The sequence below is a fragment of the Streptomyces sp. NPDC048606 genome (genome assembly GCF_040650855.1).
Taxonomy (GTDB): Bacteria; Actinomycetota; Actinomycetes; order Streptomycetales; family Streptomycetaceae; genus Streptomyces.
In genome coordinates this window covers 129,277-149,810 of sequence record NZ_JBEZIB010000021.1, presented here as the reverse complement: position 1 = coordinate 149,810, position 20,534 = coordinate 129,277, and the positions used below count along the sequence as shown (strand labels likewise).

Genomic DNA, 20,534 nt, shown 5'->3' with positions numbered 1-20,534 from the left:
GTCGATCAGGCGTCGGCGGAGGCTTACCGGCGGGTCACGAACGCTACTGCGGCCCGTACTTGCGCCCCGTGCGGGACGACACCCCGCCCAGCAGCGCGCGCGGCGTCAGCTTCACCACGCCCATCAACGCCTTGTAGCGCGGGTCCGGGATCGAGACCGTCCGGCCGCGCGCCAGGTCGGCCAGAGCCGCCGCCACCAGCTTGTCGGCGTCCAGCCACATCCAGCCGGGGATGTTGTCGGTGCCCATGCCCGCACGCTGGTGGAACTCGGTGCGCACGAAGCCGGGGCACAGCGCCATCAGCCGTACGCCGGAACCCGCCAGGTCCTTGGCCGCGCCCTGCGTGAACTGCACGACCCACGCCTTGCTGGCCCCGTAGGTGCCGCGCGGTACGAAGGCCGCCACCGAGGCCACGTTCACGACCCCGCCGCGGCCGCGCTCGCGCATCGAGGCCGTCGCCGCCGAGGTCAGCCGCAGCACCGCCTCGACGTGCACCTTCACCATGGCCAGCTCGTCGGCCATGGGGACTTCCAGGTAGCGGCCCTTGTTGCCGAAGCCGGCGTTGTTGACCAGCAGGTCCACCGGGTGCGTCCGGTCGCCCAGCCGGGTCTCGACCGCCGCGATCCCGGCGTCGGTGGAGAGGTCGGCGGTCAGCACCTCGGCCTCGATGCCGTGCCGGTCGTGCAGTTCGGTGGCCTGCTCGGCCAGTCGCCCGCTGTCGCGGGCCACCAGTACGAGGTTGTGCCCCTGGGCGGCGAGCCGGCGGGCGAAGGCGGCGCCGATGCCCGCCGTGGATCCCGTAATCAACGCAGTCGTCATAGGCGCAACCTAGCCGCCCGCGTCAGCGCGCGTGCCTGCGCAGGTACGTCCGTACGGTCTCGTGTGCGGCCGGCTCCATGGCGTCACCGGCGGCCAGCGTCCGCGGCAGCAGCGCCCGCTCGGTGGTGAAGGCCCGGAACCAGAACGCCACCGACACCTCGTGGTCCGGCCGGCTCAGCACCTCGACGGTGTCGCCGGGGGAGACCTCGCCCTCCTCGACGACCCGCAGGTACGCCCCCGGGCGGACCGCCTCGGTGAACCGCCGGACCCAGCGCGGCTGGTCCAGCGCGCCCTGGAAGGTCCGGCAGGGGATGCGCGCGGAGGCCACCTCCAGCACGAGGTCCGCGCCGACCCGCCAGCGCTCGCCGAGCAGCGCCCCGCCCAGGTCGATCCCCGAGGTCGTGAAGTTCTCGCCGAAGATCCCGCCGGGCAGTTCGCGCCCCAGCTCGGCCTCCCACCAGTCGAGGTCCTCGCGGGCGTACGCGTACACGGCCTGGTCGTCACCGCCGTGGTGGCGGTTGTCGCAGACGGCGTCGCCCACCAGCCCGCTGCCCAGGCCGGTCGCCTTCGGACCCGGGGCCCGGACGGCGACCGGCCCCGGCACCGGCCGCTTGCCGATGCCGGTCCGGCCGCCCACCGCGTCGGTGTAGTCGGCGACCGTCGCGCGGCCGATGTTCACGGAGATCAGGTGCATGGCGCCACGCTAACCGAAGCACCCCAAAGCGGGCAGCCGCATATGCGCGGTACGGTCAAAGCCGGGCTTATGCTCGAAGGGTGATCGAGGCACGTCATCTCCGGGTTCTGCGCGCTGTCGCCGGGACCGGATCCTTCTCCGCCGCGGCCCGCGAGCTCGGCTGCACCCAGCCCGCCGTCTCCCAGCAGATGAAGGCACTGGAACAATCCGCCGGCACCCCGCTGCTGATCCGCACCGGCCGCGAGATGCGGCTCACCCAGGCGGGCGAGGCGCTCGTGCGGCACGCCGCCGGGATCCTGGCCGGGCTGACCGCCGCCGAGGAGGAGGTCGCGGCCATCGCCGGGCTGCGCGCGGGCCGCGTCCGCCTGGTCTCCTTCCCCAGCGGCAGTTCCACCCTGGTGCCCACCGCCCTCGCGGCGATGCGCGCCGCGCACCCGGGCACCCGGATCTCCCTGGTGGAGGCCGAACCGCCGAGGTCGGTGGAGATGCTGCGCGAGGGCGACTGCGATGTCGCCCTGGCCTTCCGCTACGCGGGGGACGGCGCCGGTTCGGGCGCGGGGGCCGCCGAGTGGGAGGACCTGGTGGTGACCCCGCTGCTGACGGACCGGCTCGTCGGACTGGTCCCCGAGGGGCACCGGCTGGCGGGCGCGGAGCGGGTGGGCATGGCGGAGCTGGCCGACGAGCCCTGGATCGCGGGCTGCCCGCGCTGTCGCCGGCACCTGGTGGAGGTGTGCGAGGGGGTGGGGTTCACCCCGCGGATCGACTTCGCCACCGACGACTACCCGGCCGTGGTCGGGCTGGTCGGGGCGGGCCTGGGCGTCGCGGTGCTGCCGGAGCTGGCGGTGGAGTCCGTACGGGCGAAGGGCGTGAGCGCCCTGGCGGTGGAGCCGGCCGTGGAGCGGGAGATCGTGGCGCTGACCCTGCCCGACCTGGCGCGCGTACCGGCGGTGGCGGCGACCCTGGGCGAGCTGGTGCGGGCCGCCGCGCGGTGATCCGCGCCCCGCGCGGCGGACCCGGTGGGGCCTGCCGCGCGGAGGCGGGCGCGATCGTGAGGAGAAACGTTCCTTCTTGTGGGTGTCGTCGTCGGTCAGCGCGGAGCGATCGGGGTGATCGTTCCGGCGGCGGGGATCAGGCGGTGGCGCGCGCGGCCCATCAGTTCCTCGCGTTCGTCCTCGGTCAGTCCGCCCCACACCCCGTAGGGCTCGCGGACGGCGAGGGCGTGCGCGGCGCATTCCGAGCGCACCGGGCATCTCATGCAGACCTCTTTAGCCGAGGCCTCGCGCGCGCTCCTGGCCGCGCCCCGCTCGCCCTCCGGGTGGAAGAAGAGGGAGCTGTCGACTCCTCGGCAGGCTGCCAGCAGCTGCCAGTCCCAGAGGTCGGCGTTCGGTCCGGGGAGGCGGGAGAAATCTGCCATTGCTAGTCCTCTTGGTGCCGGTACTGAGACGGATACGGTCCATGTCTCCACACCTACTGTCGTAGTAGATGTAAATATGACTCATTCGGAATCTAGCCTCAGACACATGCCAAACGGAAGGAAAGCCGCCAAATAGGGCATAGCTCCAGATGGAGGACAGATGAGCTGCGCCTCCCGTGTCGTGATCGCTTCCTCACGTAGGGTGCTGAAGGTGTCCGTCCGACCCGTAACTCTTTCGAGTGACCATCGTTGAGAGTGCGAAGGCGGTTGAACCAAGAAGTTCCCGGACAGGTGTCCGAGGGCATCGACCGCACAGGTGACGATACGTACCAGCCTGGAGGCTCAAGGTGACGCGCATCAGCAGCTGCGGAGGGCGGTCATGACTTCCGTCCTCGTCTGCGACGACTCCCCGCTTGCCCGAGAGGCGCTCCGTCGCGCGGTTGCCACCGTGCCCGGCGTCGAGCGTGTGACGACGGCTGCCAACGGCGAGGAAGTCCTCCGCCGCTGGGGTGCCGACCGATCCGATCTGATTCTGATGGATGTCCGGATGCCCGGCCTCGGTGGCGTCGAGACGGTGCGCCGCCTCCTGTCCGCCGACCCGGGCGCCCGCATCATCATGCTGACGGTCGCCGAGGACCTGGACGGCGTGGCCCTCGCGGTCGCCGCCGGCGCCCGCGGATACCTGCACAAGGACGCCTCGCGCGCCGAACTGCGGGCCACGGTCACCCAGGCGCTCGCCGACCCGACCTGGAGGCTGGCGCCGCGCCGGCTGCGCTCGGCGGAGATGGGCGCCGCGCCCACGCTCACCGCGCGCGAGATCCAGGTCCTGGAGGGCATGAGCCACGGCCGGTCCAACGCGGAGATCGGGCGCGAGCTCTTCCTCTCCGAGGACACGGTCAAGACGCACGCCCGCCGGTTGTTCAAGAAGCTCGGCGCCTCGGACCGGGCCCACGCCGTGGCGCTCGGCTTCCGCTGGGGCCTCGTCCGCTGACGGCGGGCCCGCCGGCCGACCGCCACGGGCGCTCCCGGCCTCCCGTCCGCCGTCGGCGGACGGGGCCGGCGCACCACCCCGCCGCACCCGGTGTGCGGCCGGGGGTTGGCGGGGCGCGTTCCGGGGGACGTGTCGCTTCGGGCGCGATGCCGCATCCTTGAGGTGTGCCGCATTCTTGGAGAGGTCGGGTCCCGGGGGTCGATTCCTCGGGGACGACGATTCGGGCCGAGCGGAGGGGAGGGCGCACATGACGAGTTCCGGCGCACCCGCTCATAACGCTTCGACGCACAACACGGACCACGGTGCCGCGAATGCTCCGGCGCCAAGGCACCATGGATTGATGCGCGACGACGAGCCCCTGGGGTCCCCCGCGGCCACAGGCCCCACCGGTTCCGCCAAGGGCGGCGGTGCCGGCGGCGTCAGCGCGCTCGTACGCCGGGCCGTGGAGGGCGACGAGCAGGCCACGCACGACCTGCTGGCGTTCGTGCACCCGCTCGCCATCCGCTACTGCCGCACCCGCCTGTCCCGCCTTCCGGGTGACGCTCGTCACTTCGTGGAGGACCTGGCGCAGGAGGTCTGCGTCGCCGTCCTGATGGCGCTGCCCCGCTACCGCGACACCGGGCGCCCCTTCGAGGCGTTCGTCTTCGCCATCGCCGCGCACAAGGTCGCCGACCTCCAGAGGGCCGCCATGCGGCACCCGGGGAGCACGGCCGTGCCGTCCGACGAGATGCCCGAGCGTCCCGACGACTCGCTCGGGCCGGAGGAGCGGGCGCTGCTCAGCAGTGACGCCGCCTGGGCCAAGAAGCTGCTCGCCAACCTCCCCGAGAACCAGCGCGAGCTGCTGGTGCTGCGGGTGGCCGTCGGGCTCACCGCCGAGGAGACCGGGCAGATGCTCGGGATGTCGCCGGGCGCGGTGCGGGTCGCGCAGCACCGGGCGCTGAGCCGACTGCGGGCGCTCGCCGAGCAGTAGGCGCTCCGCGGGCCCGAATCCTCGTAGGAACCCACGAAACTTCTGCTTGACCTTGGTCGTGGAATGAGACGCGTCGGGATCCCGTTAGCATGGACATCCGCGCTGAGCAAGACCATTTGGGAAGGTGTCATGACCGCCGACGGAGTGCCCGACAAATTCGCCACGCTCGGACTGACCTACGACGACGTGCTGCTGCTGCCGGGCGCGTCGGACATGGCTCCCGACGAGATCGACACCTCTTCCCTCATCTCGCGCAACGTCCGCGTCAACGTGCCGCTGCTGTCCGCGGCCATGGACAAGGTCACCGAGTCCCGCATGGCCATCGCGATGGCCCGCCAGGGCGGCGTCGGCGTCCTGCACCGCAACCTCTCCATCGCCGACCAGGCCAACCAGGTCGACCTGGTCAAGCGCTCCGAGTCCGGCATGGTCACCGACCCGATCACGGTGCACCCGGACGCGACGCTGCGCGAGGCCGACGAGCTGTGCGCGAAGTTCCGCATCTCCGGCGTCCCGGTCACCGACCCGGCGGGCAAGCTGCTCGGCATCGTCACCAACCGCGACATGGCCTTCGAGTCGGACCGCAGCCGCCAGGTGCGCGAGGTCATGACCCCGATGCCGCTGGTCACGGGCAAGGTCGGCATCTCCGGCGTCGACGCCATGGAGCTGCTGCGCCGCCACAAGATCGAGAAGCTGCCGCTGGTCGACGACTCGGGCGTCCTCAAGGGCCTCATCACGGTCAAGGACTTCGTCAAGGCCGAGAAGTACCCGAACGCCGCCAAGGACAAGGACGGCCGGCTCCTGGTCGGCGCCGCCGTCGGCGTCGCGGGCGACGCGTACGAGCGCGCCCAGGCCCTGATCGAGGCGGGCGCGGACTTCATCGTCGTCGACACCGCCCACGGCCACTCCCGGCTGGTCGGCGACATGGTCGCCAAGATCAAGTCGAACTCCGGCGTGGACGTCATCGGCGGCAACGTCGCCACCCGCGACGGCGCCCAGGCCCTGATCGACGCCGGCTGCGACGGCATCAAGGTCGGCGTCGGCCCCGGCTCCATCTGCACCACCCGCGTCGTCGCCGGCATCGGCGTCCCGCAGGTCACCGCCATCTACGAGGCCTCCCTCGCCGCCAAGGCGGCCGGTGTCCCGGTCATCGGCGACGGCGGCCTCCAGTACTCCGGCGACATCGCCAAGGCCCTCGTGGCCGGCGCCGACACCGTGATGCTCGGCTCGCTGCTCGCGGGCTGCGAGGAGTCCCCGGGCGAGCTGCTGTTCATCAACGGCAAGCAGTTCAAGTCGTACCGCGGCATGGGCTCGCTCGGCGCGATGCAGTCCCGCGGCGACCAGCGCTCCTTCTCCAAGGACCGCTACTTCCAGGAGGGCGTGGGCGGCGACGACAAGCTCATCCCCGAGGGCATCGAGGGCCAGGTCCCCTACCGCGGCCCGCTCTCCGCGGTCGTGCACCAGCTCGTCGGCGGCCTGCGCCAGTCGATGTTCTACGTCGGCGGCCGGACCGTGCCCGAGCTCCAGGACCGCGGCCGCTTCGTCCGCATCACCTCGGCGGGCCTCAAGGAGAGCCACCCGCACGACATCCAGATGACGGTGGAAGCGCCGAACTACAGCCGCAAGGGCTGAACCGCGTGATCGTCGAAGGGGCGGACCCGACCGGGTCCGCCCCTTCGACGCGTCCGGACGCGTCGGGCCACGGGCCGGGCCACGGGCCGGGCCACGGGCCGAGGTCACGCGCCGGGGCCGTCCGTACAGCGGTCACCGGGACGCGGGCGCCCGACGTTCGGGGATACTGGACGGGCAGACCCAGAGGAAAGGCCACCACACGTGACTGAGATCGAGATCGGGCGCGGCAAGCGCGGCCGCCGGGCGTACGCCTTCGACGACATCGCCATCGTCCCCAGCCGGCGTACGCGGGACCCGAAGGAGGTCTCGATCGCCTGGCAGATCGACGCGTACCGCTTCGAGCTCCCCTTCCTGGCCGCCCCCATGGACTCCGTGGTCTCCCCGCAGACCGCGATCCGCATCGGCGAGCTCGGCGGCCTCGGCGTGCTGAACCTCGAAGGTCTGTGGACCCGCTACGAGGACCCGCAGCCGCTCCTCGACGAGATCGCCGAGCTGGACGAGGCGACCGCGACCCGCCGCCTCCAGGAGATCTACTCCGCGCCGATCCAGGCCGACCTGATCCGGCAGCGGATCAAGGAGGTGCGCGACTCCGGCGTCGTGACCGCCGCCGCGCTCTCCCCGCAGCGGACCGCCGAGTTCTCCAAGGCCGTCGTCGACGCGGGCGTGGACATCTTCGTCATCCGCGGCACCACCGTGTCGGCGGAGCACGTCTCCGGCGCCGCCGAGCCGCTGAACCTCAAGCAGTTCATCTACGAGCTCGACGTCCCGGTCATCGTCGGCGGCTGCGCCACCTACACGGCGGCCCTGCACCTGATGCGCACCGGCGCCGCCGGTGTCCTCGTCGGCTTCGGCGGCGGCGCCGCGCACACCACGCGCAACGTGCTCGGCATCCAGGTCCCGATGGCCACGGCCGTCGCGGACGTGGCCGCGGCCCGCCGCGACTACATGGACGAGTCCGGCGGCCGCTACGTGCACGTCATCGCCGACGGCGGCGTGGGCTGGTCCGGCGACATCCCGAAGGCCGTCGCCTGCGGCGCCGACGCCGTGATGATGGGCTCCCCGCTGGCCCGTGCCACCGACGCGCCCGGCAAGGGCAACCACTGGGGCATGGAGGCCGTCCACGAGGACGTGCCGCGCGGCAAGAAGGTCGACCTGGGCACCGTCGGCACCACCGAGGAGATCCTCACCGGTCCGTCGCACACCCCCGACGGCTCGATGAACTTCTTCGGCGCGCTGCGCCGCTCGATGGCCACCACCGGCTACAGCGAGCTCAAGGAGTTCCAGCGCGTCGAGGTCACCGTCGCGGACTCGCAGCACAGCCGCTGACCGCGTTCGGCCCGTACGGGTGAAGGGCCCGACCCCCGCGAGGGGGTCGGGCCCTTCGGCGTGCCGGGGGAGGTCAGCCCTCGCCGCGGCGGCGCCTGCGCAGTTGCCGCCCCCACAGGAAGGCGGCCCCGCCCGTCGCGAGCGACATGATGGTGATCGCGACCCAGTCCGGGCCCTCGGGGCTCAGCTCCGGGTCGGTCTCGGCGAGGACGGCGATGCCGGTGAACCCGCCCACGAGGACGGTGATCGTGCCCAGCAGCCAGATCAGGGCGGTGAGGGCCCCGCTGCGCGGCGGCTGCGGGCGGGTCGCGGGCTCCGTCCGCTCCGGGCGGGGGATGCGGGACTCCTCGCGGGGCGGCATGGGGACCACGACGGCGGGCGGGACCCCGGCGTCGAGGGGGGCCAGTTCGGCGGCGGTGATGCCGTGGAGGGTCGGTTCGATCGCGAGGGTGAGCCCGTCGTGGCCGACCAGGTGGCGCCCGCCGTCCGGGAAGGCGTACACCAGGGAGCATTCGGCGTAGCGGATGGTGATCCGCCGGTCGGCGCTGGTCATGCTGACGCCGTCGTGCGCGACGAGGAGCGCCGTGCCGCGGTCCTCCAGGGAGGTGTAGCGCCGGCCGCTGACGAGGTCGGTGGATGCGGTGGGGGCGGCGGTCAGGCCCGCCCAGTCCAGGCCCCGGCCGGGGACCTGCACCAGGGCGTCGGCCCACACCTCGCGGGCGATCCGCCGCAGGTCGGCGACGGTGACCGCCTCGATCGCGGCGCGGGCCTCGGCGTCGCTCCGCGCGGGGTGGCGCAGCAGCAGGTTCATGGCCTCGCCGGGCAGGGAGGCGAGGGCGGCGTCCGGGCTGTCGAAGCGGGCGAGCGCGGTCGCCCGTACGGACTCCAGGTCGGCCTGGGGGATGGTGCCGGCGCGGAGCGCGGCGAGGACGTCGACGAAGGCGCCGACCATGGCGTCCTGTTGGCGCGGCAGGGCGTCGGCGTAGGCGGTGACGGTCGCGAAGTCGCCGTCGCGGGGGTGGTACTCGGCGCCGGCGGTGTAGGAGTAGCCGCCCTTCTGGCGCAGTGCCCGGAAGAGCTCCTTGTTCAGCAGGTCGGTGAACAGGGAGCCGGCGGTGGAGCGGGGGATCACGGCGGTGAGGACGGCGGCGCCGTCGTCGCCCCGGAACCAGGCGGGGGTGGTGGGCAGGGCGGAGGTGGGTGCGGGGGCGGGGTGCCACGCGCCGGTGGGGAGGGTGAGGTCGAGGCCCTCGGGGACGGTGTCGTCGGTGATCCACAGGACGGCGTTCTCGGCGGTGAAGCGGGTGGCCGCCCAGTCGCGCACGTTGGCGGCGGTGAGCCGGTGCAGGCCGGCCTCCTGGTAGCTGGTCAGACCGTAGCCGCGGGAGCCGTAGCGCCACAGGGCCATGTCGTGGCCCGGGCCGTGGCCGCGTCCGGCGGCCTCGGTGCGCAGGATCTCCTTCTCGGTCTCCAGCCGCTCCATCGGCAGGTCGCGCAGGGCGGCGCACACGCCGCCCAGGTACTCGACGACGTCGGCGCGGGTGCCGGTGACGTGGAAGTGGGTGTACACGGCGGCGGTGGCGCCGTTGTAGTGGAGGTCGCCCGGTCCGTGGCGGTGCAGGGCGAGGTGCTCGACGAGGTGGGTGATCCCGCTGGTGGCGAGCGTCTCGTCGGCGCGGCCCACGCGGAACAGCAGGCCGGCGCTGACGGGGCCGGGGCGGGACTGCGCGGCGAGGAGGGTGCGGACGCCGCCGACGGTGGTGCGGACGATCCCGTCGGGGGTGGTTGCGGAGGTGCCGGTGGTCCCGGACGTGTCGGTGTTCACGGTCGCTCGCCTTCAGCCCTGGGCCAGTGCGGTCTTGCGGTGACGGGCGAACGCGCCCGCGTGGTCGGCGCCGACGTAGCCCCAGGGGAACTCGGTGGCGCGGTCGCCGAGGGCCCTGAAGTGCGGGGCGGCGTCGGCGGGTCGCCCGGCGAGGCTGTGCGCGGCGGCGAAGGCGTTGTGCGCGGCGACGTGCTGGTAGGCGTCGGGGCGGGCGGCGGGGTGCAGCACGGAGCGGGCGGAGGCGGCGAGGAGTTCGGCGCGGCTGTCTGCTTCGCGCAGGTACGCCTCGGCGGCCTGCTTGGTCCGGTCCCGGGCGATGTCGAGGTACCGCTCCAGCTGGACGACGGCCAGGAGGGCGCCGTTCGGAGCGCCCTCGGGGGCGGCCGCGGCGCGGTCGCGGGCGTAGCCGTGGGCCTCCTCCCAGGTGCCGCCCCACTTGGGGCAGAGCTGTTGGAGGAGTTGGCTCTGGGCGCCGAAGTGGTGCGGGTGGTGTTCCGCGAGGCGGTCGTGGCGGCGGCGGGCCTCGCTCTGGCCGAGTTCGAGTCCGCGCGCGCCGATCAGGCGCAGGTACCAGGCGAGGGCGTTGCGGGGGTCCTCGGCGCAGAGGTCGATCAGCAGGATCTCGGCGCGCCTGAGGTGGGAGTGGAAGCGGTCGAACCGCTCCTGCGTGACGTGTTCGGCGCGGGTCTCGCCGCGTATCTCCCAGCCGCGCCGGATCAGGGCGTGGGCGAGCAGGGTGCGGGGCAGCGGGTCGTCGGGGCGGTCCGAGGCGGCTTCCCGCAGGAAGGTTTCCGCGTCGGGCGTCTCCACCACGGTCCAGCAGGCGAGGACGCGGTCGTCCTCGTCGGGGAGCGCGGCGAAGGCGGCGGCGACGGCCGACGCGTCCTTGCGCAGGACGGCCGATCGGAGGGCGGCCAAGGCCGGGAAGTGCTCGGCGGGGTCGAGGAGCGGCCGGCCGAGCGGTGGGGTGAGAGCGGACACGCGCGGATCATATGACCGGCTTCCGGCCCCTGACCAGGGCTTTCGGTGGTCGACGTGATCCGCGCGGGCGCGTGCGGCCGGCCCGGGGCCCGCGTCCGGTCGGCGTCCGGTCGGCGTCCCGGTGGGGGCGCCGCGGTGCGGTGGTCAGTCGGCGATCTTGCGGGCGACCGTGAAGGCCGCGTACCCGCCGATGGCGAGGAAGAGGAAGGTCAGCGGGTTGGCGTCGGTCTTCCAGGCCTCGATCAGGGCGGAGGTGTCCTCGACGAGGATGTCGACGGCGCTGACCTGGAGCGCGTCCGCGGCGATCAGGGCCAGGCCGAACATCTGGCCGGCGAGGACGGCGACGATCGACAGCAGGGCGCCGAGGACCGGCAGGGCGATGTTGCGGCCGCCGACCTTGCCCGCCGCGAAGCCGATCAGGGCGCCGACGCCGACGGCCGCGTAGCCGATCTCGTGCTCGGTGGCCTTGATGATCGCGCCGTAGACGCCGATGGCGACGAGCGCGGCGACGACGGCGGCCACGACGCCGAGGCCGACGTTGCCGCGGGCCGGGGCCGGCGCCGGGGCGGCGGTGTAGGACGCGGGCGCGGGCGGCTGGAAGTTCTGGCTCATGGAAAATCCCCCCCAGGGATTCGGGCGCACGAATGTCGGTCGGGCATAAGTGCGGGATAAGTGACGCCGCAGGCTAACAGGGAGCACGGACATCCGAGGGGTGCATTTCGCTCGCACGGCCGCGCCGGTGCAGGACGTGACCGGACCGGGATCCGGCCGTGACCTGGCCCGGTCGCGGCGTACGGGGCGGAGTGCGGGACCGCGTGCGGGACGGCGTCAGAGGCGGTGGGCGGCGCCGGCGGGACTGGCGCCCCGGGTGTCCAGCAGCAGCTGGGCCTTCACCGCGAGGCCCTGGAGGTCGTACGTGCGGTGGTGCTGGAGCAGGATCGTCAGGTCCGCGTTGGCGGCGGCCTCGTAGAGCGAATCGGCGCGCGGGACGGGCCGCTCGCGCACCCGCCAGGCGGGGATGTAGGGGTCGTGGTAGCTGATCTGGGCGCCGAGGTCGAGCAGTCGGCTGGCGATCTCGCGGGCCGGGGAGCCCTCCTGGTCGGCGAGGTCGGGCTTGTAGGTGACGCCCAGCAGCAGGACGCGGGCGCCGCGGGCGGACTTGCCGTGCTCGTTCAGCAGGGTGGCGGAGCGCTGGATGACGTACTGCGGCATCCGGTTGTTGATCTCCTGCGCCAGACCGACCATGCGCAGGGGGTGGCCGGGGGTGCGGGTGGTGTGGGGGAGGTAGTTCGGGTCGAGGGGGACGCCGTGGCCGCCGACGCCCGGGCCGGGGCGGAAGGCCTGGAAACCGTAGGGCTTGGTCTCGGCGCACCGGATGACGTCCCAGAGGTCCACGCCGAGGTCGTGGCACAGGACGGCCATCTCGTTCATGAGGGCGATGTTGACGTGCCGGTAGTTGGTTTCGAGGAGCTGTACGGTCTCGGCCTCGCGCAGGCCGCGCGCCCGGACCACCTTCTCGGTGAGGCGGGCGTAGAAGGCGTGCGCCGACTCGGTGCAGGCCGGGGTGAGGCCGCCGATCACCTTGGGGGTGTTGGCGATGCCGTGGGTGCGGTTGCCGGGGTCGTGGCGGCTGGGGGAGTAGGCCAGGTGGAAGTCCCGGCCGGCGCGCAGCCCGGAGCCCTCCTCCAGGATCGGCCGCAGGTAGTCCTCGGTGACGCCGGGGTGGGCCGCGGATTCGAGGATGACGGTGGTGTGGGGGCGCAGCCGGGCGGCGAGGGTGCGTCCCGCCTCGCCGACGGAGCCGAGGTCGAGCGCGCGGTCGGCGCCGAGCTGGGTGGGGGCGCAGATCACGGCGGTGCGGACCCGTCCCAGTTCGGCGGGGTTGGTGGTGACCCGGAACCCCGCCGCCGACATCCGGCGGATCTCGGCGGCGGTGAGGGTGCTGTCCGTGGCGGGGCCGCTGTCGTAGCCGACGGTCTCGATCCCGGCGGCGACGGCCGCCTGGGCGAGGGGGAGGCCGAGGTGGCCGAGTCCGATGACGGCGAGATCTGCGGGCATGGGGGGCCGTCCCTTCCCTTCCCTGACGTGAGGGGGCGGTGTGCGCGATTGCCGTGGACCGGGAGTCCGGAGCCCGGTGGGAGCTGGCGCAATGTCAGACTAGGCGTATATATGACAGATATGTCGCATTGTGAGTCGGTGGTCGCCTTTGTGTTGTCCACAGGCGGTGGCCCCTGTCGGTGCGGCCGGTCAGAATCATGGAACGGGCGATGTGAGCGGGATCACCCGCACCGAGCGGGCTCGGCCCGCACCAACGGGAGGCAGCCGTGAGGACAGCGACACTGGGACCGGCACAGCGCACCGAGGCGCTCGCCCGGATGGCCGAACGCGAGCTGGACGTGTTGGTGGTGGGCGCCGGTGTGGTCGGCGCCGGCACCGCGCTCGACTCCGTGACCAGGGGCCTGTCGACCGGACTGGTGGAGGCGCGCGACTGGGCTTCGGGCACCTCCAGCCGCTCCAGCAAGCTCATCCACGGCGGCCTGCGCTACCTGGAGATGCTCGACTTCGCCCTCGTGCGCGAGGCCCTCAAGGAGCGCGGGCTGCTCCTGGAGCGCCTCGCCCCGCACCTGGTGAAGCCGGTGCCGTTCCTGTACCCGTTGCAACACAAGGGCTGGGAGCGCTTCTACGCCGGCTCCGGCGTCGCCCTCTACGACGCCATGTCCCTCTCCAGCGGCCACGGGCGCGGCCTGCCCACGCACCGTCACCTCTCGCGCCGCCGGGCCCTGCGCCTCGCCCCCGCCCTGCGCAAGGACGCCCTCGTCGGCGCCCTCCAGTACTACGACGCCCAGATGGACGACGCGCGCTACGTCGCCGCCCTGGTGCGCACCGCCGCCGCGTACGGGGCGCACTGCGCCAACCGGGCGAGGGTGACGGGCTTCCTGCGCGAGGGCGAACGGGTCGTCGGCGCGCGCGTCCAGGACGTGGAGGGCGGTGGCGAGTACGAGATCCGCGCCAAGCAGGTGGTCAACGCCACCGGGGTGTGGACGGACGACACGCAGGCCCTCATCGGGGAGCGCGGGCAGTTCCACGTACGGGCCTCGAAGGGCATCCACCTGGTGGTGCCGAAGGACCGGATCCACTCCACCACCGGGCTGATCCTGCGGACCGAGAAGTCCGTGCTGTTCGTCATCCCGTGGGGCCGGCACTGGATCGTCGGGACCACCGACACCGACTGGGACCTCGACAAGGCGCACCCGGCGGCCTCCAGCGCCGACATCGACTACCTGCTGGAGCACGTCAACTCGGTCCTCGCCGTCCCCCTGACCCGGGACGACGTCCAGGGCGTGTACGCGGGCCTGCGGCCGCTGCTCGCCGGGGAGTCGGACGCGACGAGCAAGCTCTCGCGCGAGCACACCGTGGCCCACCCGGTGCCGGGGCTGGTGGTGGTGGCGGGCGGCAAGTACACCACGTACCGGGTCATGGCGAAGGACGCCGTCGACGCGGCGGTGCACGGGCTGGACCGGCGGGTCGCGCCGTGCGTGACGGAGGACGTGCCGCTGGTCGGAGCGGAGGGGTACCGGGCGTTGTGGAACGGCCGGGCGCGGATCGCGGAGCGCACGGGTCTGCACGTGGTGCGCGTGGAGCACCTCCTCAACCGCTACGGTTCGTTGACGGATGAACTGCTCGATCTGATCGCCGCCGATCCCGCCCTCGGCGAACCGCTGTCCGCGGCCGACGACTACCTTCGCGCCGAGATCGTCTACGCGGCCTCGCACGAGGGGGCCCGGCACCTCGACGACGTCCTGACGCGACGGACCAGGATCTCCATCGAGACCTTCGACCGGGGCACGCGTTCGGCCCGGGAATGTGCGGAGTTGATGGCTCCGGTTCTGGGGTGGGACAAGCAGCAGATCGAGAAGGAGGTCGAGCACTACGAGAAGCGGGTCCAGGCGGAACGGGAGTCGCAGCGCCAGCCCGACGACCAGACGGCTGACGCGGCGCGACTCGGGGCGCCCGACATCGTTCCGTTGTAAGTCCGCGATGCGGAAGGGGGAACCGGTGGACCCGGGGCTCCCGTCCGATGCGGAGTGAGCAACAATGAGGTTTCTGCCGGGGTGGGTTACCGTGCCCCCCGGCGGCTGCCGGGGCAGCCGGGGCAGGCTGCACGATCGCAGAGGGGACGCATGTCGAAGCCGGAGCACACGGAGTCCCCTGCCGGGGCGCGCGCGACCGAGCCGGAGGGTGGCGCCGAAGTCACCCCCGTCGAGGCCGCGTCGCCCGAGGCGGAACGCGCCGCTGCGGGGTCGCGGGCCGAGGGCGCGTCCGTGCCGAAGCAGCGTCCCGGTGGACCGGGGAAGACGGGGTCCGTGGCCGAGCCCGAGGCCGCGAAGCCGGGTCGCGCACCGCGCGAGGACGCCGCGGACACCGCCCCCGAGGACACGAAGCGGAACCCGGCGCGGGCGAAGGCGCCCGCCGCACGGCGGGGTTCGGCCGCCACCGCGCCGAGCGCCGCGACCCAGGAACCCGAGGACGGGGCGGCGAAGCCGGCGTCGACGACCGACCCCCGCCCCGACACCGCGCCGAAGCCGGCCCGCACCGAAGCGGATCCGGAAGCGAAGTCCGGCGGGGGCGCCGGGGCCGCGAAGAGCGCGGGCGGCGTGAAGGTCGCCGAGGGCGCCGAGGCCGCCGAGGGCGGGAAGTCCGCTGAGGGCGCCGAAGGCGCCGACACCGCCGGGGGCGCGAAGGCGGCCGGAGCGGTGAAGACGGCCGAGGCCGCCGGGGACGCGAAGCCCGCCGAAGGTACGAAGGACGCGGGCGCCGCGAAGTCCGCCGAAGGCGCCGACACCGCCGGGGGCGTGAAGAACGCCGGCGAGGCGAAGACCGCAGAGGGCGCGAAGGGCGCCGAGGACGGGAAGTCCGCCCCGGGTCCGGAGGCTGCCGGGGGCGCGACGGGCGCCGAAGGTGCGAAGACCGCGGGCGGCCCGAAGGGCGCCGAGGGCGCGACGGGCGCCGGCACCGCCGAGGACGGGAAGTCCGTCCCGGGGCCGGAGGTTGCCGGGGGCGCCGCGGGTTCCGGGGCGCCGGCCCGTTCCGCCAGGTCCGGCGGGGTGTCCGTCCGGAAGCCCGGCGCGAGCGCCCGGGTCGAAGGCGCGGGCGAGAACGCCGACGTGCGGGCCACCGCGCCCGGCGAGGCGACGGAGGGTCAGGACCGCGGCAGGCTGCTCGCCCGCCGGTACCGGCTCGGGGCCGTGCTCGGCAAGGGCGGCATGGGCACCGTCTGGCGCGCCGAGGACGAGGTCCTCGGCCGTACGGTCGCCGTCAAGGAACTCCGCTTCGGCAGCGGCGTGGACGAGGACGAGAAGCGACGCCTCATCACCCGCACCCTGCGCGAGGCCAAGGCCATCGCGCGGATCCGCAGCGAAGGCGCCGTCACCGTCTTCGACGTGGTCGACGAGGACGCCCGGCCGTGGATCGTCATGGAGCTCATCGAGGGGCCCTCCCTCGCCGAGTTCATCCGCGAGAACGGCCCGCTGACGCCCCGTCGCGCCGCCGAGGTCGGCCTCGCCGTGCTCGACGTGCTGCGCGCCGCCCACGGCCAGGGCATCCTGCACCGCGACGTGAAGCCGTCCAACGTGCTCATCGCCGGCAGCGGCCGCGTCGTCCTCACCGACTTCGGCATCGCCCAGGTCGAGGGCGACCCCTCCATCACCTCCACCGGCATGCTCGTCGGCGCGCCCTCCTACATCTCCCCGGAGCGCGCCCGGGGCCAGAAGCCCGGTCCGCCGGCCGACATGTGGTCCCTCGGCGGGCTGCTGTACGCGGCCGTCGAGGGCGTCCCCCCGTACGACAAGGGCTCCGCGCTCGCGACCCTCACGGCTGTGATGACCGAGGCCGTGGACCCGCCGCAGAACGCCGGACCCCTCCTCACCGAGGTCATCTACGGGCTGCTCGTCAAGGACCCCGCCCGGCGCCTCGACGAGGAACGCGCCCGCGCGATGCTGACGGCCGTACTGCACGCCCCCGACCCGCAGCCGGCCCCCGAGCCCGCGCCGGCGGTCGAGGAGACCCGCGCCATCTCCCTCACCAAGGCGGAGGCGGAGGCGGAGAAGGCCGCCGAGAAGGCGGCGAAGAAGGAACGCGACCGCCGCGAGCGCGAACAGCGCGAGCGCGCCCGCGCCGCCCTGAAGGCCACCCGCAAGGCGGCGGCAGCGGCGGCTGCCGCGGCGAGCGCCGCCGAGGCCCCGCCCGCCCGACCCGCCACGCCCAAGGCCCCGCTCACCGACGTGATGGGGCGCCGCACCATCGTCCTCGCGATAGCCGGTGTGGTCGTCGTCCTCGCGGTCGTCGGCTCCCTGATCGTGTACCTGGTCAAGGGCGGCGACGACAACGACGGCCGCAAGGACCAGGGCAAGGGCGGTCCGACCCCCGCCGCCTCCGGCGACCCCTCGCCCGGCGCCAAGCCCGCCCCGGGCAACTCGCCCGGAGCGAGCGGAGCCGCCACCGGCAGCCCGAGCCCGGGCGCGAGCACCGGCCCGAGCCCCTCGACGCCCGGCGGCGCCGCACCGAGCGACGGCGGCCAAGGCCAAGGCCAAGGCCAGGGCCAGGACCCGAACCAGGGGCAGAGCCAGGGCCAGGGCGCCAGCCCCGGCGGCTCCGGCACGGTCCCCGCCGGGTTCGCCACGGTGACCGACCTGCGCTACCGCTTCTCCATGGCCATGCCGGAGGGCTTCCGCCAGACGGACACCGCGGGGGAGAAGTCCGGCGCGATATACAGCCGCGTCGGCGGATTCCCCCGCATCCAGGTCGACTACACCCCGACCCCCGGCGACGACGCCCGCGCCGCCTGGGCCGCCCTCGCGCCGAGCGTGGCCGGCAGCAGCCGGTCCTACCGCCTCATACGCCTCGACACCGTCCAGTACCGCGACTACCCGACCGTCGCCGACTGGGAGTTCGAGCGGGAGCAGCAGGGCATGAAGGTCCGGGTGCTCGACCGGGGCTTCAAGACGGACGCGAAGCACGGCTACGCCATCATGATCAGCTGCGCCGCCGACCAGTGGGACGGCCCCGAGTGCACGCAGCTGCGCAACGTCGCCTTCCAGACCTTCCAGTCCTTGGGCTGACGGTCCTCCCAAGGCCGGGGCGCGAGAGCCCCGGGCCACGTATCGTGTCAGCGGGGCCATGGGGGACCCGCCGCACTCGGGGGAGGCGATGTGGAGGACTACGCCGGCCGGATCCTGGCCGACCGCTACCGCCTGCCCCTGCCCCCGACCGACGACCACGAGCCCGCGCAGACCCGGGCGTTCGACACGCGCAGCGGCCAGGAGGTCCTCGTACGGCAGGTTCCGCTGCCCGAGGTCGTGGACGCGGAGCTGCTCGACGGACCGCACGCGGGCGCCGCGTCGGTGGGCCGTCCGGCCGGGGAACTGCCCGCCGTGCGCCGGGCGATCGCGGCCGCGCAGGCCGCCGCCTCCGTCCCCGACCACCCGCGCCTCGACCAGGTCTTCGACGTGTTCGCCGAGGACGGCTCCCTGTGGATCGTGAGCGAACTCCTCCCGGCCAGGCCGTTGGCCGCGCTCATCGCCGAGGAGCCGCTGAGCCCCTACCGGGCGGCGGAGGTGGCGTCCGACGTGCTGACCGCCCTGCGGGTGCTGCACGCGCACGGCTGGACCCACCGGAACATCACCGTCCGCACGGTGTTGATATGCGAGGACGGCAGGGTCGTCCTGACGGGGCTGGCGGCGGGAGCCGCCGAGGAGGCCCTGTGCGGGTACGACCCGGTGCCGCCGCGGGACGCGGGGGAGTCCTTCGCGGGAGGGCCCGCCGTCGGCGCGGACCCGTACCCGTACCCGACACCCGGGCCGACGCTCCCGACCCAGGCCGCGCCGACCCCGCGGGCCGCGCCGGCGCCCCCGGCCGCACCGAGCCCGCCCCCGCCGCCCGCCGGCTCCGCCCCGCCCGTGTACGCGCCGCTCGTGGCCCCCGGCTACGACACCGGGCCCCGCTACTCGGACCACGTCACGCTCCCCGAGCGGGCCGTGCCCGCCGAGCCGCCGCCGCCCGCGCCCGCCCCGCAGCCGTCCCCGCCCCCGGGTCCGGCGGCCGACCGGGCCACCCGCGAGGCCACCGCCCGCGCCGGGATCGTCGCCGCCTACCGCGCCGGCACCCGGGCCGCGCAGGCCAAGGTGGCCCGGGACCGCGGCGAGCGAGGGCCGGTGGTGGTGCCCGTACCGCCGCCGACCGGGGCCAACCTGCCGCAGGAGTACGCCTACCCGTACGGGGGACCGGAGCGCGAACCCGGCACGCCCTGGCACGGAGCCGCCCCCCGCCGCGCCGCCGAACCGGCCCCCGCCGCCCCGGAACCGGAACCCGAGCCGGCCCCGGACCCGGCCCCCGCCCGGGACGCCGCGCCGGAGCCCGGGCCGGAGCCCGGGCCCGCCCGCCCGGCGCTGCCCGCCCGGCTCGCCCTCCCGCAGGGCTACCGCCAGGCCGACGCCCCGCCCGACGCCCCGCCCCCGGCCCTGCCCCCCGCGACGGTCCGGCCCCCGGCCCCGACGGCCCCCGCCCCGACGGCCCCCGCCCCGACCGCCCTCGCGCCGACCGCCCCGACGGCCCCCGTCGCGGCCGTCCCCGCGCCCACCCGGGCACCCGTCGCCGGCTGGGGGAGCGCCCCGGGCGGCGCAGGCCCCCGCAGCGGCCTCGACGCCGAGCGGGCCCGCCAGACCCGGATGGCCGTCGTCGGCCCCGTCACCGAACGGTGGGCCCCCGAGCAGGCCGGACCCGTCCACGGCCACTGGCAGCTCGCCGCCCCCGTCGGCCCGGCCACCGACCTCTGGGCGCTCGGGGCCCTGCTGTACCGCTCGGTCCAGGGCCACGCCCCGTACCCCGAGGACAGCGTCGCGGAACTCGTCGAGATGGTCTGCGCCGAGCCCCCCGCCTTCGCCGAGGAATGCGGCCCGCTGCGCCCGGTCGTGGAGTCCCTGCTGCGCCAGGACCCCACCGAACGCCCCGACTTCGAGGAGCTGCGGGGCTGGCTGCGTTCCCTGGTCCGCTCCGCCCCCGAGCCCGACGGCGACCTCGCCGTGTTCCCGATGCCGGAGCCCGACCCCGCCCGGCTGCCCGTCGTCCGCCGGCGCGGCGACCTGCACGGCCGCCACCGCAACCCGAGCGCCCCCCGCCGGCCCCGCGCCCTCGGCCGGACCCTGCTGGTCGGCATCCTCGCCGTGCTCGCGGCGGCGGTGGCGTACGCGATGGTGTTCATGCCGCGCTCCGGCGACCCCCGTGACCAGGCGCAGCAGCCTACGGCCGCGGAGAGCCCGACCGGGCCCACGACCGGGCCCGGGGCGAAGCCGTCGGCGGGCGCCTCCACCCCGCCCGCGTCGGGGAGTCCGCAGTCCAGGCCCGCCCCGCAGACGGAGCCCGGCCCCGCCCCGGAGGGCTACACCCTCGAACGGGACCCGGAGCACTTCACGATCGCCGTCCCCAAGGGGTGGGAGCGCCGCGGCATCAACGAGGCCGGCCAGGTCCGCTACACCCAGGGGGCGTTCACCCTCGTGGTGGTGCCGGGCCGGGACCGGGTCGAGGGCAATCCCGACCCGAAGGGCTACCAGCAGGACAAGGAGCCCGAGCTGTCGCCGTGGCGCAACTCCACCTGGGCCGAGTCGGGCGACGTGAAGGCGACGACCGTGGGCGGCCGGCTCAGCGTCACGGGCCGGTACACGTGGATCGATTCGACGGGCCGCAGCGTGTTGGCCCGCAACTTCGTGGTGGCCCTCGGCGGGAGTTACCACGTGGTCATGGTGACCGGTCCGAAGGACGAGACGGACAAGGTCACCGACGTCTTCGAAAAGGCCACGGCGAGTTACAAGGCCGGAGGCTGACGGGCAGTCAAT

Annotated in this window: 15 protein-coding genes; 8 read left to right on the top strand and 7 right to left on the bottom strand. The window is 74.3% G+C overall.

Annotation, left to right across the window (positions count from 1 at the left end; genetic code table 11):
* Positions 1-43: 43 nt before the first annotated feature.
* Both AB0D01_RS23165 and AB0D01_RS23160 read right to left on the bottom strand, forming a co-directional pair.
* Positions 44-817: an SDR family oxidoreductase gene (locus tag AB0D01_RS23165; protein WP_363058146.1), complete on the bottom strand. Its 774-nt coding sequence runs from the start codon at positions 815-817 to the stop codon at positions 44-46.
* 22 nt (positions 818-839) lie between these two features.
* On the bottom strand, positions 840-1,511 hold the full coding sequence (locus AB0D01_RS23160; protein WP_363058144.1) for an MOSC domain-containing protein: 672 nt from the start codon (positions 1,509-1,511) through the stop codon (positions 840-842).
* A gap of 80 nt (positions 1,512-1,591) precedes the next feature.
* Here AB0D01_RS23160 and AB0D01_RS23155 point away from each other — a divergent pair, with 80 nt between their 5' ends.
* Complete coding sequence (locus AB0D01_RS23155; RefSeq protein ID WP_363058142.1) at positions 1,592-2,503, top strand: LysR family transcriptional regulator; 912 nt, start codon at positions 1,592-1,594, stop codon at positions 2,501-2,503.
* Between the two features lie 95 nt (positions 2,504-2,598).
* On the opposite strand, the gene AB0D01_RS23150 is transcribed toward AB0D01_RS23155, so the two are convergent.
* Positions 2,599-2,925, bottom strand: a complete 327-nt coding sequence (locus AB0D01_RS23150) for a WhiB family transcriptional regulator (RefSeq protein WP_363058140.1) — start codon at positions 2,923-2,925, stop codon at positions 2,599-2,601.
* Positions 2,926-3,304: 379 nt separating this feature from the next.
* Between AB0D01_RS23150 and AB0D01_RS23145 the strand changes: the two genes are divergently transcribed.
* The 4 genes from AB0D01_RS23145 to AB0D01_RS23130 all read left to right on the top strand — a co-directional run bounded on the left by AB0D01_RS23145 (position 3,305) and on the right by AB0D01_RS23130 (position 7,841).
* A complete protein-coding gene (locus AB0D01_RS23145; RefSeq protein WP_003948568.1) occupies positions 3,305-3,916 on the top strand; it encodes a response regulator transcription factor in 612 nt (203 codons plus the stop codon).
* Between the two features lie 340 nt (positions 3,917-4,256).
* Positions 4,257-4,886: a sigma-70 family RNA polymerase sigma factor gene (locus AB0D01_RS23140; RefSeq protein WP_363058138.1), complete on the top strand. Its 630-nt coding sequence runs from the start codon at positions 4,257-4,259 to the stop codon at positions 4,884-4,886.
* A 129-nt stretch (positions 4,887-5,015) separates the two neighbouring features.
* Positions 5,016-6,515: an IMP dehydrogenase gene (guaB, locus tag AB0D01_RS23135; protein ID WP_363058136.1), complete on the top strand. Its 1,500-nt coding sequence runs from the start codon at positions 5,016-5,018 to the stop codon at positions 6,513-6,515.
* A 201-nt stretch (positions 6,516-6,716) separates the two neighbouring features.
* On the top strand, positions 6,717-7,841 hold the full coding sequence (locus AB0D01_RS23130; RefSeq protein ID WP_363058134.1) for a GuaB3 family IMP dehydrogenase-related protein: 1,125 nt from the start codon (positions 6,717-6,719) through the stop codon (positions 7,839-7,841).
* 73 nt (positions 7,842-7,914) lie between these two features.
* On the opposite strand, the gene AB0D01_RS23125 is transcribed toward AB0D01_RS23130, so the two are convergent.
* The 4 genes from AB0D01_RS23125 to AB0D01_RS23110 form a co-directional block, all read right to left on the bottom strand.
* Positions 7,915-9,666 carry an insulinase family protein gene (locus AB0D01_RS23125; RefSeq protein ID WP_363058132.1) on the bottom strand — a complete coding sequence of 584 codons (1,752 nt, stop codon included), beginning with the start codon at positions 9,664-9,666 and terminating at the stop codon, positions 7,915-7,917.
* Positions 9,667-9,678: 12 nt separating this feature from the next.
* Positions 9,679-10,647 (bottom strand): hypothetical protein, encoded by a 969-nt coding sequence (locus AB0D01_RS23120; RefSeq protein WP_363058130.1) that lies wholly within the window; start codon positions 10,645-10,647, stop codon positions 9,679-9,681.
* Between the two features lie 144 nt (positions 10,648-10,791).
* Positions 10,792-11,259 (bottom strand): hypothetical protein, encoded by a 468-nt coding sequence (locus AB0D01_RS23115; RefSeq protein WP_363058128.1) that lies wholly within the window; start codon positions 11,257-11,259, stop codon positions 10,792-10,794.
* Between the two features lie 216 nt (positions 11,260-11,475).
* Positions 11,476-12,705, bottom strand: coding sequence for a nucleotide sugar dehydrogenase (locus tag AB0D01_RS23110; RefSeq protein WP_363058126.1), 1,230 nt, complete (start codon positions 12,703-12,705; stop codon positions 11,476-11,478).
* A 266-nt stretch (positions 12,706-12,971) separates the two neighbouring features.
* Between AB0D01_RS23110 and AB0D01_RS23105 the strand changes: the two genes are divergently transcribed.
* From AB0D01_RS23105 to AB0D01_RS23095, 3 genes are all read left to right on the top strand, one after another.
* Positions 12,972-14,678: a glycerol-3-phosphate dehydrogenase/oxidase gene (locus AB0D01_RS23105; RefSeq protein ID WP_363058124.1), complete on the top strand. Its 1,707-nt coding sequence runs from the start codon at positions 12,972-12,974 to the stop codon at positions 14,676-14,678.
* A gap of 150 nt (positions 14,679-14,828) precedes the next feature.
* A complete protein-coding gene (locus AB0D01_RS23100) occupies positions 14,829-17,765 on the top strand; it encodes a protein kinase (RefSeq protein ID WP_363058122.1) in 2,937 nt (978 codons plus the stop codon).
* A gap of 90 nt (positions 17,766-17,855) precedes the next feature.
* Complete coding sequence (locus tag AB0D01_RS23095) at positions 17,856-20,522, top strand: serine/threonine protein kinase (RefSeq protein ID WP_363058120.1); 2,667 nt, start codon at positions 17,856-17,858, stop codon at positions 20,520-20,522.
* Positions 20,523-20,534 lie beyond the last annotated feature (12 nt).

Coding starts and splice junctions, on each gene's coding strand:
- AB0D01_RS23165 (WP_363058146.1), bottom strand. CDS start 817: ATGACGACTGCGTTGATTACGGGATCCACGGCGGGCATCGGCGCCGCC.
- AB0D01_RS23160 (WP_363058144.1), bottom strand. CDS start 1,511: ATGCACCTGATCTCCGTGAACATCGGCCGCGCGACGGTCGCCGACTAC.
- AB0D01_RS23150 (WP_363058140.1), bottom strand. CDS start 2,925: ATGGCAGATTTCTCCCGCCTCCCCGGACCGAACGCCGACCTCTGGGAC.
- AB0D01_RS23145 (WP_003948568.1), top strand. CDS start 3,305: ATGACTTCCGTCCTCGTCTGCGACGACTCCCCGCTTGCCCGAGAGGCG.
- AB0D01_RS23140 (WP_363058138.1), top strand. CDS start 4,257: ATGCGCGACGACGAGCCCCTGGGGTCCCCCGCGGCCACAGGCCCCACC.
- guaB (WP_363058136.1), top strand. CDS start 5,016: ATGACCGCCGACGGAGTGCCCGACAAATTCGCCACGCTCGGACTGACC.
- AB0D01_RS23115 (WP_363058128.1), bottom strand. CDS start 11,259: ATGAGCCAGAACTTCCAGCCGCCCGCGCCCGCGTCCTACACCGCCGCC.
- AB0D01_RS23110 (WP_363058126.1), bottom strand. CDS start 12,705: ATGCCCGCAGATCTCGCCGTCATCGGACTCGGCCACCTCGGCCTCCCC.
- AB0D01_RS23100 (WP_363058122.1), top strand. CDS start 14,829: ATGTCGAAGCCGGAGCACACGGAGTCCCCTGCCGGGGCGCGCGCGACC.